Here is a 16,539-nt window from a genome sequence, read left to right as displayed (position 1 = left end):
ATGTATTATGCCGATCTACAACAAATTGATCCGAGACCGGATACCGGAAATTATCGCAGCAACCGGGAAACGATATACGACCAGCGTATTATCAGATGAAGAGTACCTGGTCAAGCTCCGTGAAAAGTGCCAGGAAGAGCTTGACGAGTACAACTCTGCTAAATCCGATCGGGAAAGTCTGGAAGAACTGGCGGATGTATTGGAAGTCGTATATGCGCTCGCCCGTGTTCACGGAGCTTCCCCGAGGGATCTGGAAGAGATTCGCAGATCCAAAGCGGAGAAGCGGGGAGGATTCGAGCAAAAGCTGTTTCTTCATGAGGTAGAAGATTAATGGCAGACGTCAGACTTATTACGGAAAATCTGTTTACAGAAATGACGAGGGAGATGAAGAAAGCTTCCTCCATTTACATACTCACCTCTTTTGTCATGTACTCCGGTGTTCGCCTGCTTGAGCCGCATTTGAAAGAGGCAATCGAACTCGGCGCAGAAGTAAAGGTGCTTGCTGGAGATTACCTGTTTGTGACGCAGCCACATGCGCTGCAGGCACTGCTTGAGATTGACCCGCGTATAGAGGTACGCCTGTGGCGAAGTGGCGGAACATCTTTTCATCCCAAAGCGTATCTCCTCCAATATGAAGACAACGATGGGGTTTTGATTGTTGGCTCATCCAATCTGTCGCGGTCCGCATTAACGTATGGCGTCGAGTGGAATCTGGCGATGCAGGCCAAGGCTGCACCCATGACATTTGAAGAAGCGCAAACCAGATTCATGCACCTGTTTTACCATGAGCAGACAGTTCCCCTGAACAGCGAGACTTGTATGGATTATGCAAGGGAGTATGAGGAGTATCACCGTCTTCATCCCTCCCTTGTGAAGACGTGGACGGAAACGGAAGAGATTGAACTAACCATGCCGGTATACGAGGATGCCGAAAAACGGGATTCTTTTGTGCTGAAAGAAGCAGTCGCTTCCTATGGTGGTATTGTTCCGCGTCCAGCTCAGCAAATCGCGCTCGAAGAATTGGAAAAAACGATGAGTGAAGGCTATGACAAAGCGATGGTGGTCATGGCTACCGGACTAGGGAAAACGTATCTGGCTGCTTTTTTTGCAAGAAACTTTAACAGGGTTCTCTTTATCGCCCATAGGGAAGAGCTGCTGTACCAGGCGCGCCGTTCCTTTGCGGAAGTGATGCCGGAACGAACCGGCGGGATCTATGACGGCCAAACAAAGGAAAGACAAGCAGATTCCGTTTTTGCCTCGATCTACACGTTAAGCATAAAGCGGCATCTGGAAAGGTTTCGTCCAGACGAGTTTGACCTGATTATCGTGGACGAGTTTCACCATGCTGCGGCGAACTCATACAGGCGAGTGCTAGATTATTTTCAACCCACTTTCCTGCTGGGAATCACCGCGACGCCATATCGGACAGACGGGAAAGACGTATACGCCATCTGTGACGGAAATGTTGCCTTTCAGCTCGATTTCATCGAAGCAGTGCAGCGAGGATGGTTGGCTCCGTTTCGCTACTATGGCGTGTATGACGATACGGATTATTCGCAAATCACCTGGTTGGGCAACCGTTATGCCGAAGAAGAGCTGTTACAGGCACAGCTCAAAGAAGAGATGGCTGCAAAAATATATGCGGCGTGGAACAAACATAAGCAAACCAGAACGCTTGCCTTTTGCTCCTCAATCCGTCAAGCGGATTTCTTGAGTACATTTTTTCGGGCTAAAGGTGTTCGGGCGCTCAGCCTTCACTCCAGGACGAGGGAAATGTCTCGGGCAGAGGCGATTCGCCAGATGGAAAAAGGAGAGCTGGACGTCATTTTTACTGTTGATCTTTTTAATGAAGGAACGGATATCCCCTCGGTGGATACGCTCTTGTTTGTCCGTCCGACGGAATCGTTAACGATTTTTACCCAGCAAGTTGGCCGCGGCTTGCGTTTGTATCCGACCAAAGAATACTGCACGATTATTGATTTGATTGGAAACTATCGCAATGCGGATGTGAAACTGACCCTTTTTGATACAAGAACGGGTACGGAAAGAAAGAATCAGGACTGCAAGCCTGTCGTACCGTTTAATTGCAGCATGGAACTGGAAACGGGTGTGATCAACCTGCTGCAAGAAATGGCGCGTAAAAGGCAGCCGCGCAAGGAAAAACTTCTCCAGGCTTTTGAGGAAGTCAAACGCGATTTGGGTCGGATTCCAACCTACCTGGAACTTCATCTGTACGGCAGGGAAAACAGCCGTGCGTACAGACAGGAATTTACGTCGTACATCCGTTTTCTGGATTGGGCTGGTCAATTAAGTCAGCTGGAGAGTGAACTGCTGAGAAAATATGAGCATTGGCTCAACGAAGTCGAAGCGACTTCAATGACAAAAAGCTATAAAATGATCGTCCTGCTTTACATGCTGAATCGGGGAGAGCAAAGATGGTATCACTCCGTGACTCCGCGAGAGGTTGCTCCTTTCTTTCATCGGTATTTGACGGAGAAGGAATTCCGCAAACGGATTGACTTCTCGGACAAATCATCACAGAAATTATGGACCTACAACGAGGAACAAGTGGCCAAGTTGATAGCCGAAAAGCCGATGAGCAATTGGAGCGGCAGCTCGAAGGGATTGGTTGCTTTCACCGACGGTGTGTTTTCCCTGAATTTCGATATCGACCCCCAGGACAGCCCCATTCTCTACCGCTGGACGAGAGATATTTGTCTGTACCGGCTGCACGTCCATTTTGAAAAGAAAGCGGGGAATCAGATTGAGAGAGAAAACACTCAATGAACTGCTTGAGTAAGGGACGGTGGCTATGCCGGCAAGAAGCAGGCGAACTCCACCATCATCCTTTTCTCACCCTGGAAAAACGTGAGAGTTTGACAGGAGGCGGAGCAAATGAAGATCGATCGTTTGGACCATTTTGTCTTGACCGTCAAGGATATCGATGCGACGGTCCGTTTTTACACGACAATATTGGGAATGGAAGAGGTCACGTTTGGCAACGGCAGGAAGGCGTTGCAGTTCGGGCAGCAGAAAATCAATCTGCATGAGGCGGGCAAGGAGTTTGAACCGAAAGCGCTGCACCCGACCCCGGGGTCAGCCGATGTGTGCTTTATCACCGAGACACCGCTTGACGAGGTGATCCGCCACATTGTGTCGCACGGCGGGGAGATCGTTGAAGGACCGGTGCGACGGACGGGAGCGACAGGGCCGATCCTCTCTGTCTACCTGCGCGATCCCGACCAGAATCTGGTCGAGATTGCCAACTACGTCTGCGAAGAAAAGTAGCTCATCGCTTTGACCGATTCGGACAAGAGCAGAAACATCAGGGTAATTCTCTTTGGAATCAGAGAAATCCCTGATGTTTTTTTGTTTACAGATGCGGGCGGCCAGAAATGGTGAGGGAGATGCTTCATGATCTTAAAGCAGGAGGTTATACCAAGTAGTTTTTATGTGAAACACCCTGACTCTCGTACAAATGCGTGTTTGTGATGTTGAATTGTTGGGGCCAATGATCTACTATTATTGAAACTATTGGTGTAAAATTTTACTAGATCATGTCGTTTGGAGTGACTGCGATTACGAGATAAGTTCCAAGTTAAAAAGCGGGAAGGCAACAGCATTTTCAAGGAGTGTTACTCTTGATATCCAAAATACTTGGTCTCTTTCAGTCAAAAAAAGAGGAACCTGCCACGAAAAAGGTGACGCAAAATAAAAATAAACAAGAGCAGCAGAAAAAATCTGTGAGAAAAGGGGAAATCGGTGAGTACAAGGTAAATATTCAGTTGGACCAGATGCCAAAAGAGTATAAGCATCTTGCTGACCTTCTGGTGACAAACCCAGCAGCGAAGTCTGGCTATTCTCAGATTGACCACGTACTCCTTACACCGTATGCCATTTTTGTTATCGAGACGAAGAATTATCAAGGGGAGATCAAAGGAGGGCGAGACGACAAACAGTGGAACGTTAACAATCGATTTACTATGATGAATCCGTTTAACCAAAATTACGGACATATTGAAATCGTACGAAAGATTACAAACGCATCACGAGAAGATATCGTTTCCCTAATCTCATTTACCAGACGGGCTACGTTTAGTGTCGATCCAGCGTTACGGAAGATTTCTTCCAATGACCTGATAGTATATGACATAGAGTTGACGGAATTCATTGAACGAAAGATAAACTACATCAAACTGACAGAGAAGAAAAGCAAATTTACGGCTGAGCAGATTGACGAGATGTATTTGGCGTTAAAACAAGCCAATATCACCGATCCGGCAATTCGAGCATTGCATACTGACAGTCTGAAAGGGAACGGCCTTTTTACTCAAAAGACAATTGTTAATGAACAGGCAAAATGTGCCATATGCGGCAAGCCAGTACCCCAAAAGGTAAAAGAGTACTGCCTGGCCAATCCCGCCCGATTTAAAGGAAAAATTTATTGTTATGATCACCAAAAATAAGTCGCTTGTGCGAAAGGACATGAAGGGTATGTCATAAGAAAAGCCGCCTTTTACTGGCGGCTATTTTGTCTCACGTAAATGTTCAAGAGACTGTTGATGCTATCCACTGCATCGAATCGCTGGTAGAGCCGATACAGGATCTCAATGATTTCTGCAAACCCATACATTAAGATACTGCTGACAATAGAGTAAACCAGAGGGGACACGAGGGTGAGAAAGAAGTGTCTCTCGTCAATCATCCAGAGTACGACTCCACTGATAATTCCAACGGCAAGTACTACACCTGCAAGTACACGAATCCAGCGCGCATATTGATTGGTATAATGATCAAACACCGAATGCCACACTCCTAACAGCAGAAATCCTTGAGAAATCAAGGATTTCTTGATTTTATCGGTAACTTGCTGAACAGGGGAAACCAGAACGGAAAACGATCGAATAACGGCCAATCTTTTTACAAAGTAGGTATAAGCACAAACCTGATAAGGATGAAACCATTAAAAGGCTTCTTCGGAATCCCACAGATTTTGCAGCCGCCCTTGAACCTTTTTATGGAAAGGCAATCGCAGCACGACTTGGCGATTTGTTGAGCCTGACATTTTACGATAGCGGCTGAACTGGTTCAGGCGCTGAAAACAGGCAATACCACAGCAGCTGTAGATGCCCAGAAACGTTGGTTCGCAATGAGGATGAGATTGCTGCCTTCTGGGCAGAATTAATGGTCCACAGAGGAATGGAGAGACATGTTGTATAAACATTTGAGGCTGCTCAGCAGCGAAGTGGCTGCCCGTATCGCCGGAAACTATGTAGAAAAACATTGCATTAAGTGACAGGATTGAAGCACAAGCACTTAAAATGACCGACGTTATGACGAACGGAATTGTTCAACAATTTACGATGGCCTTTGCCTATTAATTGTACAAAATGGTTACACACCCCGGTAAATCGTAATTAACCAATGTGTAGGGAGATTATGGTTGTTTGTTGGATTTAAGATTTTTGTCGAAAGAATCCCAGAGATAATACACTGCCCAGAATACGATTACGACAAGCAATGTAAGTGGTTTTTGTTTTGGAGGTAACCAAAAAGCCAGTATTACTGCAATTGCCAAAAAAGGAGTGAGTAACATCCAATAAATTTTATTTCGGAACATAGGGTAACCTCCTCACAAACATTAAAACTACTACCTATTTTACCACAATGTGGCTTTGACTGTTTCGAGAATTTCGATTCTAATCACCCCATTTATATTTGCTAAACAAAAACCCCGGGGATTACCCCGGGGACGGCCGAGCGACTCTTGGAGAACATCATTTCCATTGCGTTCAGTCGTTGGGAGTGCTTAATGCTCACCAAAATTTTTTTACCGTATTACCTTGTAAAGCGACATATGTTGCTATACAATGTCTACCAGGAGGTGTAAACATATGGATAAGGAGATATTAAAGGGGAGTATTGATATCCTACTTCTTTCTATTATTGGCCGGCAGGATACATATGGATATGACATTATCCAGCAGCTAAAGGCTCTTAGTAACGGTGAATATTTGATGAGCCAGGGAACGCTATATCCTGCTCTGAAACGGTTGGAGAAAAAGGGATTGTTGAGATCCTATTGGGTAGAGAATGAAGAAACGGGACGGAGGAAATTCTACTCCCTTACGAACGAAGGGAAAGCGGAATTGCAAGAAAAATTACGATCATGGAATCAGATAAATCTTCTTATTCAAGCATGCAGAAAGGTGGAATTCGCATGAATCCTTTCGATTCATATCTTAAAAAAATCATTGCAAACATTGATGTCTCGGAAGAAGAAAAACATGAACTCTACACTGAATTTTTGGATCATCTTACGCAGTTAAAAGCGGAGTATATAGCAAAAGGTTTTTCGGAGTCAGAGTCTATACAAATGGCAATTAACGCTTTTGGTGATACGGAAAAAGTTGGCAAGAGCTTGGAAAAAGCCATCTTTCCTTATAAGCAGTGGATTAATGGGTGCGCCTGGATCGGGTTATTGATCTACATTGCGGTGGTACTTCAACTACTCTTTTTTGATGAGTTTAGATTGAGTTCTCGGGAGCATGTAATAACCTCGGGTGTTGAACCCACAAGTCGTTATAACCTGGTTCCATTTAAAAATATCATTACCTATCTCCTGAATTTTGAGCACTATAATTTTAATACGTGGTTTTTCAACACCTTCGGAAATATTTTGATATTCCTGCCTTTCGGTGTGCTGCTGCCAGTACTGTTTTCGAAAGCTAGATCCGCATTAAGAATTCTCGGTTATTCCCTTGCATTTAGCTTGGCGATCGAGATTATCCAAGTTACTACGAAGCTGGGATATTTTGATGTTGATGATCTAATTTTGAACACATTCGGCGGGTATGTTGGGTTTATTCTTTGGATGCTGATGAATAAAGTCATCGCCAAGTTGACGAAAAAAACAAAACCAACGATAGCATGAGGCAATTAACATATTCCAATAGTTGACCAAGAGGCCGAGCAGTGATAGGGGTTTTACCTGATCACCTGTTCGGCTTTTCTCTTTTCGTATCCTCTGAGAATTTTCTTGGCAAGCTTTCGCTACCGGAACATTAAAGATGAGTATGATAAAATTCCCCAAAATTATCCAGCCTTCAGAGCCGCATAAGCGAGCACGCAAACGTCAATAAGCATGCTCGCCAAACAGCCGTACTTCATCAAAAGGAGACGAATAGACATTTTCCAATCGCTTACTGTCATGTATCTCGCCCTCCGCATACCCGCCCCCAATAGCTCAGGGGGAGGGTTGTTTTGTGCAAAATCGTTAAAAAATTCCCGCAAAAATCAATTGCGAAACAAAAAACGACCCGGTAAACTGAAGACAGACAGGAGAGCAAGCGCTTTCCCAAATGGCGAATCGCCAAAGTCTGATAGGAAAGTGGATGAGAAATGAAGACGACCATTTACGACGTGGCAAAAAAGGCTGGCGTGTCCATCTCCACGGTATCCCGGGTGATCAACAATACCGGCCGGATCAGCGCGAAGACGAAGAAACGGGTCCTGGACGTGATTGAGCAGTTGGGCTACCAGCCCAGCGTGGTCGCATCCGCGTTGACGGGAAAGCGTACGCGCACGATCGGCCTCATCATTCCGGATGTGGCCAATCCTTTTTTTGCGGAGCTTGCGCGGAGGGTGGAGGACCGGGGACGGGAATTGGGCTTTAACCTGTTGATGTGCAACACGGACAACAACCCGGATACGGAAGACATGTACCTGTCCTTGTTGAGACAGAAAAGTGTCGACGGTATCATCATCGGCACGAACGCGAGAAATCATCGCGTCCTCAGGGAGCTGTTGGAGGAGAATCTGCCGGTGGCGCTGATTGCGCAGGACATCCCGGAATTGATGATCGACGTGGTAGCGGTCGATGACTATCTGGGCGGGTATCAGGCTGCCCAGCATCTGGTATCGCTGGGGCACAAACGGATCGCCATCCTTGTGGGCAACATGAATCGCACGAGTGACAAATATCGGCTGGAGGCGTTTCGGCAGGCGCTGGAGGACCATGGGCTGGAGCTTACGGAAGACCTGGTGATCCGGACGGATTATTCGCGGGAGGACGGGAAGCGGGCGGCGCGTGAACTGCTGACGTCACCCAAACGGCCGACAGCGATTTTTGCTTGTTTTGACTTCCTGGCGATCGGCGTCTACCAGGCAGCCAAAGAGTTGGGGCTGCGCATCCCTGACGATGTGTCTGTCGTTGGGTTTGACAACACGATACTGGCGTCCATTGTTGATCCGCCGCTGACGACCATCGCCCAGCCGATTGACGAGATGGGACGTCAGGTGATGGATTTGCTGGTACGTGAAATCGAAGGTGACAAAAAGACGAAGCAGCGTGTCATTTTACCGCCCGAGCTGATTATTCGCCAGTCCACAAAGCCCATTGCGTAGACGGACCAGCAGTAGGACGGACCGGCGGTAGATTCCCATAAGCATCGCGATGCTGCCCGGAGACAGACGCTCTGCTCCTCTTCACACACGTGAAGGGGATGGCTGCGCGTCTTTTTTCTTTCTTTTTTAAATTTTTGAAAAATGTGTTGCAAGAAAATGGGCAATGGATGTAAAATGAAGGCAAATTAGAGAAAGCGCTTGCGCAAGTATCGGCAGGAAGCCTCCTGCACCATAAACGCAGTGATTTCACGGCATAAACCATCCTCTCAATCGGTTCGGTCTACTAAGAAAAGCGAGCAGGGTGCAATTTTTCGGAGGAAAAGTGTAAGCGCTTTCCACTGACGTTAACCCGGATTTGTGTGGAGAGAGGAGAGACGTTTTTCATGGCACAGGTAAAGGTAGGCATTTTGGGAGCAGGCGGGATCGCCAAGGTACATACCTCGATCCTGAAGCGCGATGAGCGGGTGGAGATTGTGGGCGTGGCCGATATCTCGCAAGAACGGGCGACAGCCCTGGCGGTGGAGGCAGGGAGGGCGAAAGCGGTCGGGAGCCTGGAAGAGCTGTTTGATCTCGGTGTTGACGCGGTCTATGTCACCACCCCCAATACGCTTCACGTGGAGCCGGTGCTTGCGTGTTTGCAGCGCAACATCCACGTGTTTTCCGAAAAACCGATGGCCACGTCGTTGGCGGAAGCGCGGCAAATCAGGGAGGCGGCGGCAGCGTCGAAAGCGGTGTACAATCTGGGGATGAATCGCCGGTACGCGTCCGTGTACAAACGTGTGAAGGAGTTGATTGGCTCCGGCGAGGTCAACCCGTACCTGGCGCACCTCAAGATGAACCGGGGAGAACTGCTGCACCCCGCCTGGACTGCCGACCCGAAGGTTACCGGCGGGTTCCTGTACGAAACGCCTTTTCACCTCCTGGACTTGAGCCGCTACTTGTTTGGAGAAGTGCAATCTGTCTCCTGCGAGGGCAGACAGCATATCTCCCAGTCGGAATTGGACACGTTTGCCATTCTGCTGACGTTTGAATCGGGAACCGTGGCCACGTTTGTTACGTACGCCCATGCCGGTTGGAGCTTTCCGTTTGAGAGCGTGGAGGTGTACGGGACATATGCGACTGTCGCGACACAGGAATTGGAAAAGGTGATGTACGCCCCGGGCTTGAAGCAGGCTGCACACGTCCACGACTTCTTCCAACTGCCGATGGAGGAGAAGTGGGGGTACGCGGAGGAAGATCGGCTGTTCATCGACGCGATTGTCCACGGGACAAAACCGCCCGTGACCGCAGAAGACGGATATCGTTCGATTCAACTGCTGGAAGCCGTGTACGAAAGCGCCAAAACGGGCAGGCGCATCGAGATGCGCCAGGCGGCACGGTAGGCGGGCAGGCAGCGGCAGTGATGCTGCGGACGGCATTGCACAAGCAGCAGGTACGGACCGGATGAATTGGTCCGGACAATGAGCAAAATGGTCTGAATATACCGTAAATTCATCAGTCGGAAAGGAGCGTGATTCCATGACGGTTCGCTGTGCAGTTCTGGGATTGGGACGCCTGGGGTATCACCATGCGAAAAATATCGCCACCCATCAGATCAGCGGGGCCAAACTGGTGAGTGTTGTCGACACGATGGAAGGACGGGCGGAACAGGTTGCAAGAGAATTCGGCCTGCAAACGTGGGCGAAGAATCCGGAGGAAGTCATTGCCGATCCCGATGTCGACGCGGTCATTATTGTGACGCCGACCAGCACCCATGCCGAGATGATCAAACAAGCGGCAAAACACGGCAAGCCCGTGTTTGTGGAAAAGCCGCTCACGCAGCATCTCGAAGAGGCGGACGAGATCATCGACATCATCAAGGAGAGCGGGGTGATCTGCCAGGTGGGCTTCATGAGACGGTTTGATCCTGCCTACGCCGAGGCAAAGCGCAGGATCAGCGCAGGAGATATAGGAAAACCCGTTTACTTCAAGGCAATTTCCCGTGACGCCGGATCGCCGCCCGCTTCGTTTATCAAGCACAGCGGACGGATGTTTATGGACGTCTCCATCCACGACTACGACATGGCGCGGTACCTGATGGGGGCGGAAATCACTGCCGTGTCCGCACACGGGCGAGTGCTGGTGCATTCGTTCATGGAAGAGTACAACGATGTGGATCAGGCGCTCACGTATGTCGAATTTGACTCCGGTGCAGCAGGGGATATCGAGGCCAGCCGAAACTCGCCCTACGGTCACGACATCCGCACGGAAATCATTGGCACGGAAGGCTCGCTGTTTATTGGAACGCTTCGCAATCAACCGATCACGTATCTGAACCACAAGGGCAGCCACTACGAGATCATCCCCGATTTTCAGACCCGCTTTGACGATGCCTACCGATTGGAACTTGCTCATTTCATCCACTGTGTCCAGCACAAGCAAACACCAAGCGTTACAGAATTAGACGGCAGACGCAATCTGCAAATCGCCATCGCGGCCACTCAATCATTTGACACCGGGAAAAAGATCACAATCGAGGGGGGAAGTCCGGAATAAAGAGCGGATCGGGTCTACCTGTCTACGATGGAACGCGGCGTGCAAACGGGCAGGATCGCCTGCAAATAAGGAGGGGGCTATTCATGAAGGGACAAAAAAAGGGTGCATGGTGGTTGATTGTATGTCTGGTCGCTGTCTTGGTCGCCGGATGCGGAGCCGACCAGGAGACAGCGCAGCAGGCAGGCTCTGACAAGAAGGACAAGATTGTGATCGGCGCAGCGCTTCCCGACTTTGATGACAAGTGGTTGAGCTACCTGCAGGACGGTATGAAACAGTACGAAAAAACGCAGGAGAACGTGGAAGTGATTTACGTCGATGCGATGAATGACGCCAGCAAGCAGCTCTCCCAGGTGGAGAATTTCATCCAGCAGAAAGTGGACGCGATCGTGCTGATTCCCGTCGATACCACGTCCGCGCCCAATCTGGTCGAAAAAGCAAACCAGGCCAATCTGCCGATCGTGGTCGTGAACCGCATATACGACGGGGTGGAAGCGGCCACCGCCTATGTGGGGTCCGAATCCATCAAGGCTGGTCTCATGGAAATGGAGGAAGTGGCAAAACTGCTCGGCGGAAAAGGAAACATCGCGATCATGAACGGACAGATGGGGCACGAGGCGCAGATCAAGCGAACGGAAGGGAACAAGCAGGTCATCGAGCGGTACCCGGACATGCAGGTGGTCATGGAAGGAACGGCAGAATGGGATCGGGCCAAAGGCATGGCCTTGATGGAAAACTGGCTCCAGTCCGGAAAGCAAATCGACGCTGTTGTCTCCAACAATGATGAAATGGCCATCGGCGCGATCATGGCGCTCGAAGCGGCAGGAAAACTGAACGACGTCGTCGTGGCCGGCGTCGATGCCACTCCGGATGCGTTGGAATACGTAAAAGCCGGAAAATTGCAGGTGACGGTGTATCAAAATGCGATCGGCCAGGGACAAGGCGGCCTGGAAGTGGCGATCAAAGCGGCCAAAGGCGAAAAGGTGGAAAAGTTCAACTGGATTCCGTATGAACTGGTAACCAAAGAGAACGTGGACGAGTACATGAAAAAATGGCAGTAAAGCGGGGGGAGTCGTCATGCACAGCACGTACATCCTGGAAATGGAGAATATCTCCAAGGCATTTCCGGGAGTAAAAGCTCTGGACCGCGTACAGCTCAAGGTGAGGAAAGGGACCGTACACGCCCTGCTGGGGGAGAATGGCGCGGGCAAATCAACCCTGATGAAAATCCTGATCGGGATGTACAGTCCGGACAGCGGGCGCATTATCTTTGACGGGGAAGAGCTGAAGCTGTCCAATGTCAAACAGGCGCTCGACAAAGGGATCGCAATGATTCACCAGGAGCTCAGCCCGATCCCCTACATGACCGTGGCCGAGAACATCTTTTTGGGAAGAGAGCCCAGTTACCGGTTTACGGGGTGGGTGAAGCAGAGAGAGATGGAGGAGAACACGAGGCGGCTGTTCGAGCGGCTGGAGATTGACATCGACCCGCGAGCAAAGATGATTGACCTCAGCATCGCCCATACGCAAATGGTCGAGATCGCCAAGGCGATTTCCCGCCAAGCCAAGCTGATCATCATGGACGAACCGACGTCCGCGATCACGGAAAAAGAAGTCCAGCATCTGTTTTCCATCATTCGATCGCTGAAAAAGGAAGGCGTGTCCATGATCTACATTACGCACAAAATGGAAGAACTGGCGCAGATCACGGACGAGATAACGGTCCTGCGCGATGGAAAGTACGTGGGCACAAGGCCGAGCGACCGCATCAGCAAGGAGCACCTGATCGAAATGATGGTGGGGCGGGAGCTGCATCACGTGTTTCAGAAAAAGCGTGCGGACATCGGAGAGGTCGTGCTGGCGGTCAACCGTCTGACCAGAGCGGGGAAATTCGCGGACGTCAGCTTCGAAGTCCGCCGGGGAGAGGTTGTCGGCTTTGCAGGGCTGATGGGGTCTGGCAGAACGGAGGTAATGGAGAGCGTATTTGGGATTGTGCCTCCCGATTCCGGTGAGATCGTGGTGAAGGGCAGGAAAACGGCGATTCGTTCGCCGCGCGATGCGATTCGGTGCGGGATGGGATTTTTGACAGAGGATCGGAAGGGAACGGGCCTGTTCCTCCCGCTGTCGGTGCAGGACAACATGATCACGGTGAACATCGATCGCTACACAACCTGCGGCTTTCTCAATGCCGGGCAAATCCAGGCCGATTGTCGGCAGCAGTGTGAGCAGCTGGCCATCAAGACGCCGAGCCTGTCTCAAACGATCAAGTATCTGAGCGGCGGGAATCAGCAAAAAGCGCTGCTTGCCCGCTGGCTGCTTCACGATCCCGACATCTTGATCCTGGATGAGCCGACGCGCGGGATCGATGTGGGGGCCAAATTGGAAATCTACCAACTGATTGCCGATCTGGCCCAAAAGGGCAAAGCCATCGTGGTGATTTCCTCCGAACTTCCGGAAATATTGGGTGTGAGCGACCGGGTCATCGTAATGCACGAAGGACGAAAAATGGGGGAATTGCGCCGGGAGGAGGCGACCCAGGAAAAAATCATGCAGTTGGCGACCGGCGAGCTGATCGCCAGCTAGTCTCATACAAGTCTGGAGGACGTGCGGATGAACAGTGAAGTGACGATCGCAAACAAGCCAAACAAGTCCGAAGCAGTCGGAAAACGCCGCTGGAAAGAAACGGCCTTCCGCCTCTTCGGACGATACGGGATGCTTTTTATTCTGATCGCGCTGATCCTGGTGATGTCGATTCTGTCCCCTACGTTCTTTACATCTGGCAATTTGCTCAATATCGTCAGGCAGATGTCGATCGTCGGCATTGTGGCGATTGGCGTCACGATGGTGATCATCACCACCGGGATCGACCTCTCATCCGGTTCCGTGATCGCGCTCGTGTCCGTAGTTGTCGCGTCTTTCGCGCATCCGGACAGCTATCCGCTCGTGGTTCCGATCGCCGTCGGACTGGGGATCGGACTTTTGACAGGAGTGATCAACGGGACGATTATTGCCAAAGGAAAAATTGCCCCGTTTATCGTCACCCTGGGGATGATGACCGGGGCGCGAGGGGCGGCGCTGCTCTTCAGTGACGGAAGACCGATCGGAAATATGTCCGATTCGTTCAAGTTCATCGGCCAGGGAGCGGTGTTCGGGATACCGCTGCCCATCATCATCTTTGCCCTGGTCGGACTGGTTTCTTATCTCCTGCTGACCAAAACGAAATTTGGCAAGTACGTCTATGCGATGGGCGGGAATGAACAAGCGGCGAGGATCGCGGGGATTCCGGTCGACAGGTATAAGATCATGATTTACGCCTATGCCGGTTTGCTCTCTTCGATTGCCGGGATCATCCTGACGTCCCGGATCGCCTCCGGTCAGCCGACGGCCGGCGTGATGTATGAACTGGACGCGATCGCCGCAGCGGTGATTGGCGGCACCAGCCTGTCCGGCGGGATCGGAACGATTGGCGGCACCATTATCGGGGCGCTGATCATCGGCGTGATGAACAACGGTCTCGACCTGCTCAACGTATCCTCGTACTGGCAGCAGATCTTGAAGGGCGGGATCATTGTCACCGCTGTCTTTCTCGACGCCCGGAAAAACAGAAAATCCTGAAACAAAAATCGTGAGTTCCGGCAAGATGCGAAAGGTGGGACACGAACGGAATGAAGACGAGGAGACTGACAACGGCGCAAGCGTTGGTAGCCTTTTTGCAGCAGCAGTATGTGGAATGGGACGGCAGGCAGGAGCGGTTCGTCAAGGGAATCTTCACCATATTTGGCCACGGAAATGTACTGGGACTTGGCCAGGCGCTGGAAGAATATGCGGAAGAGCTGGAAGTGTACCAGGGGCGAAATGAGCAGGGGATGGCACACGCCGCGGTGGCCTTTGCCAAGCAAAAAAACCGTCGGCAGATCATGGCATGCACGTCGTCGGTTGGGCCGGGTGCGGCCAACATGCTGACAGCCGCGGCGACGGCGACCGCCAATCAGATACCGGTCCTGCTGCTGCCTGGCGATACGTTTGCCACCAGGCAGCCGGACCCCGTTTTGCAGCAGATCGAACACGGCCATGACCTGACCATCACCACCAATGACGCTTTCCGCGCTGTCAGCAAGTACTGGGATCGGGTAAACCGGCCGGAACAGTTGATGACCGCCATGCTCAACGCCATGCGCGTGCTCACCGACCAGGCTGATACAGGGGCGGTAACCATCTGCCTCCCTCAGGATGTACAGGGAGAAGTGTATGACTTTCCCGAGTCTTTCTTCCAAAAGCGCGTCCACCGGATCGACCGCCGGATTCCGAGCAAATCGGCGCTGCGCGATGCGGTGGAGCTGCTGCGGCACAAGAAAAAGCCGATCATCATCTGCGGCGGGGGCGTTCGTTATTCCGACGCGGCTGATGCCCTGCGGCGCTTTTCCGAAACGTTTCACATTCCGTACGGGGAGACCCAGGCCGGGAAAAGCGCGGTGGACAGCGGTCATGCGTACAATCTGGGAGGCATCGGCGTGACCGGAAACCTCGCGGCCAATCGGATGGCCAAAGAGGCGGATGTCGTCATCGGAATCGGCACTAGATTCACCGACTTTACGACGGGGTCGAAACGCTTGTTTCAACATCCGGATGTGGATGTGCTCACGATCAACGTTTCCGAGTACCACGCGAGCAAGCTGGACGCGGTGAAAATCGTCGCTGACGCCAAATTGGCCCTGCTCGCGCTGGAAACCGAACTGGAACGGATCGGATACCGGTCCGGGTACACGGATGAGATCGAACAGGCCAAACAGGCGTGGCAGCAAGAGCTGGACCGTCTGCGCAGCATTCAGTACCGGAAGCAGGGGTTCACGCCGGAAGTGGCCGGCCAGCTCGATCAGGTGCTGCCCGAATTCGCAGACACCTTCCAATCCTGCCTGACGCAAACCGAGGTGATCGGCCTGGTGAACGCCTTGATTGAGGAGGACGCGATCATCGTCGGGGCCTCGGGAAGCCTCCCCGGCGACCTGCAGCGGATGTGGGAATGCCGCCGGCCGAACACCTATCACATGGAATACGGCTACTCCTGCATGGGGTATGAAATCGCCGGGGCGCTGGGCGTCAAAATGGCCGAACCGGACAAAGAAGTCTATGCCATGGTGGGGGACGGCAGCTACCTGATGCTGCATTCTGAATTGCTGACGAGCATCCAGGAAGGCAAAAAAATCAATGTGCTGCTGTTTGACAACGCTTCGTTCGGGTGCATCAACAACCTGCAAATGGGCAACGGCATGGGCAGCTTCGGGACGGAATTCCGCTACCGGAACCCGGAAACCGGTCGCCTGGACGGCCGCCTGATGACCGTTGATTACGCCGGCAGCGCCGCCGGATACGGCGTAAAAACATACCGTGTGCGGACGACAGATGAACTGCGGGCAGCCATCGCAGACGCGAAACGGCAAACCGTGTCTACCCTGCTCGACATCAAGGTGCTGCCAAAGACGATGACCGGCGGGTACGAAGCATGGTGGCATGTCGGCATCGCGGGGGTTTCGCACAACGCTGCGGTGAGGGCAGCGTATCGGGAAAAGGAAGCGAACCTGAAACACGCACGACCATACTAAT

14 protein-coding genes are annotated in these 16,539 nt (G+C 51.4%); 13 read left to right on the top strand and 1 reads right to left on the bottom strand.

The features are described 5' to 3' along the window. The first annotated feature begins 7 nt into the window (after positions 1-7). The 4 genes from ETC00_RS02990 to ETC00_RS02975 all read left to right on the top strand — a co-directional run bounded on the left by ETC00_RS02990 (position 8) and on the right by ETC00_RS02975 (position 4,466). Positions 8-331: a nucleoside triphosphate pyrophosphohydrolase gene (locus tag ETC00_RS02990; protein ID WP_171564468.1), complete on the top strand. Its 324-nt coding sequence runs from the start codon at positions 8-10 to the stop codon at positions 329-331. Continuing rightward, positions 331-2,787, top strand: coding sequence for a DEAD/DEAH box helicase family protein (locus tag ETC00_RS02985; RefSeq protein WP_171564467.1), 2,457 nt, complete (start codon positions 331-333; stop codon positions 2,785-2,787). The genes ETC00_RS02990 and ETC00_RS02985 overlap by 1 nt, the downstream gene beginning before the upstream one ends. A 108-nt stretch (positions 2,788-2,895) precedes the next feature. Further along, entirely contained in the window at positions 2,896-3,288 is a 393-nt protein-coding gene (locus ETC00_RS02980) for a VOC family protein (RefSeq protein ID WP_171564466.1), read from the top strand. A gap of 353 nt (positions 3,289-3,641) precedes the next feature. After that, entirely contained in the window at positions 3,642-4,466 is an 825-nt protein-coding gene (locus tag ETC00_RS02975) for a nuclease-related domain-containing protein (protein ID WP_171564465.1), read from the top strand. 50 nt (positions 4,467-4,516) lie between these two features. Here the strand turns inward: ETC00_RS02975 and ETC00_RS02970 are convergent, their stop codons facing one another. After that, complete coding sequence (locus ETC00_RS02970; protein ID WP_171564464.1) at positions 4,517-4,801, bottom strand: hypothetical protein; 285 nt, start codon at positions 4,799-4,801, stop codon at positions 4,517-4,519. A gap of 1,093 nt (positions 4,802-5,894) precedes the next feature. Between ETC00_RS02970 and ETC00_RS02965 the strand changes: the two genes are divergently transcribed. From ETC00_RS02965 to iolD, 9 genes are all read left to right on the top strand, one after another. Further along, on the top strand, positions 5,895-6,224 hold the full coding sequence (locus tag ETC00_RS02965; protein ID WP_171564463.1) for a PadR family transcriptional regulator: 330 nt from the start codon (positions 5,895-5,897) through the stop codon (positions 6,222-6,224). Then, on the top strand, positions 6,221-6,934 hold the full coding sequence (locus ETC00_RS02960; RefSeq protein WP_171564462.1) for a VanZ family protein: 714 nt from the start codon (positions 6,221-6,223) through the stop codon (positions 6,932-6,934). The genes ETC00_RS02965 and ETC00_RS02960 overlap by 4 nt, the downstream gene beginning before the upstream one ends. A 467-nt stretch (positions 6,935-7,401) precedes the next feature. After that, a complete protein-coding gene (locus ETC00_RS02955) occupies positions 7,402-8,406 on the top strand; it encodes a LacI family DNA-binding transcriptional regulator (RefSeq protein WP_171564461.1) in 1,005 nt (334 codons plus the stop codon). A 383-nt stretch (positions 8,407-8,789) separates the two neighbouring features. Then, positions 8,790-9,788 carry a Gfo/Idh/MocA family protein gene (locus ETC00_RS02950; RefSeq protein ID WP_171564460.1) on the top strand — a complete coding sequence of 333 codons (999 nt, stop codon included), beginning with the start codon at positions 8,790-8,792 and terminating at the stop codon, positions 9,786-9,788. Positions 9,789-9,924: 136 nt separating this feature from the next. Beyond that, complete coding sequence (locus ETC00_RS02945) at positions 9,925-10,941, top strand: Gfo/Idh/MocA family oxidoreductase (RefSeq protein WP_171564459.1); 1,017 nt, start codon at positions 9,925-9,927, stop codon at positions 10,939-10,941. 83 nt (positions 10,942-11,024) lie between these two features. Beyond that, entirely contained in the window at positions 11,025-11,999 is a 975-nt protein-coding gene (locus ETC00_RS02940) for a sugar ABC transporter substrate-binding protein (RefSeq protein ID WP_171564458.1), read from the top strand. A 16-nt stretch (positions 12,000-12,015) separates the two neighbouring features. Next, positions 12,016-13,521: a sugar ABC transporter ATP-binding protein gene (locus ETC00_RS02935; RefSeq protein ID WP_171564457.1), complete on the top strand. Its 1,506-nt coding sequence runs from the start codon at positions 12,016-12,018 to the stop codon at positions 13,519-13,521. A 27-nt stretch (positions 13,522-13,548) separates the two neighbouring features. Continuing rightward, a complete protein-coding gene (locus ETC00_RS02930) occupies positions 13,549-14,553 on the top strand; it encodes an ABC transporter permease (protein WP_171564456.1) in 1,005 nt (334 codons plus the stop codon). A 50-nt stretch (positions 14,554-14,603) separates the two neighbouring features. After that, positions 14,604-16,538: a 3D-(3,5/4)-trihydroxycyclohexane-1,2-dione acylhydrolase (decyclizing) gene (iolD, locus tag ETC00_RS02925; protein ID WP_171564455.1), complete on the top strand. Its 1,935-nt coding sequence runs from the start codon at positions 14,604-14,606 to the stop codon at positions 16,536-16,538. Position 16,539: the final 1 nt, after the last annotated feature.

Source organism: Brevibacillus sp. MCWH, assembly GCF_013096935.1.
GTDB lineage: Bacteria > Bacillota > Bacilli > Brevibacillales > Brevibacillaceae > Brevibacillus > Brevibacillus aydinogluensis.
This window is presented reverse-complemented; position numbering and strand designations above follow the sequence as displayed.

Bases quoted from the DNA above. Each gene is read 5' to 3' on its own strand.
- ETC00_RS02940 (WP_171564458.1), top strand. From the start codon at position 11,025: ATGAAGGGACAAAAAAAGGGTGCATGGTGGTTGATTGTATGTCTGGTC.
- ETC00_RS02945 (WP_171564459.1), top strand. From the start codon at position 9,925: ATGACGGTTCGCTGTGCAGTTCTGGGATTGGGACGCCTGGGGTATCAC.
- ETC00_RS02950 (WP_171564460.1), top strand. From the start codon at position 8,790: ATGGCACAGGTAAAGGTAGGCATTTTGGGAGCAGGCGGGATCGCCAAG.
- ETC00_RS02930 (WP_171564456.1), top strand. From the start codon at position 13,549: ATGAACAGTGAAGTGACGATCGCAAACAAGCCAAACAAGTCCGAAGCA.
- ETC00_RS02985 (WP_171564467.1), top strand. From the start codon at position 331: ATGGCAGACGTCAGACTTATTACGGAAAATCTGTTTACAGAAATGACG.
- ETC00_RS02960 (WP_171564462.1), top strand. From the start codon at position 6,221: ATGAATCCTTTCGATTCATATCTTAAAAAAATCATTGCAAACATTGAT.
- ETC00_RS02965 (WP_171564463.1), top strand. From the start codon at position 5,895: ATGGATAAGGAGATATTAAAGGGGAGTATTGATATCCTACTTCTTTCT.
- ETC00_RS02990 (WP_171564468.1), top strand. From the start codon at position 8: ATGCCGATCTACAACAAATTGATCCGAGACCGGATACCGGAAATTATC.
- ETC00_RS02955 (WP_171564461.1), top strand. From the start codon at position 7,402: ATGAAGACGACCATTTACGACGTGGCAAAAAAGGCTGGCGTGTCCATC.
- iolD (WP_171564455.1), top strand. From the start codon at position 14,604: ATGAAGACGAGGAGACTGACAACGGCGCAAGCGTTGGTAGCCTTTTTG.
- ETC00_RS02935 (WP_171564457.1), top strand. From the start codon at position 12,016: ATGCACAGCACGTACATCCTGGAAATGGAGAATATCTCCAAGGCATTT.
- ETC00_RS02980 (WP_171564466.1), top strand. From the start codon at position 2,896: ATGAAGATCGATCGTTTGGACCATTTTGTCTTGACCGTCAAGGATATC.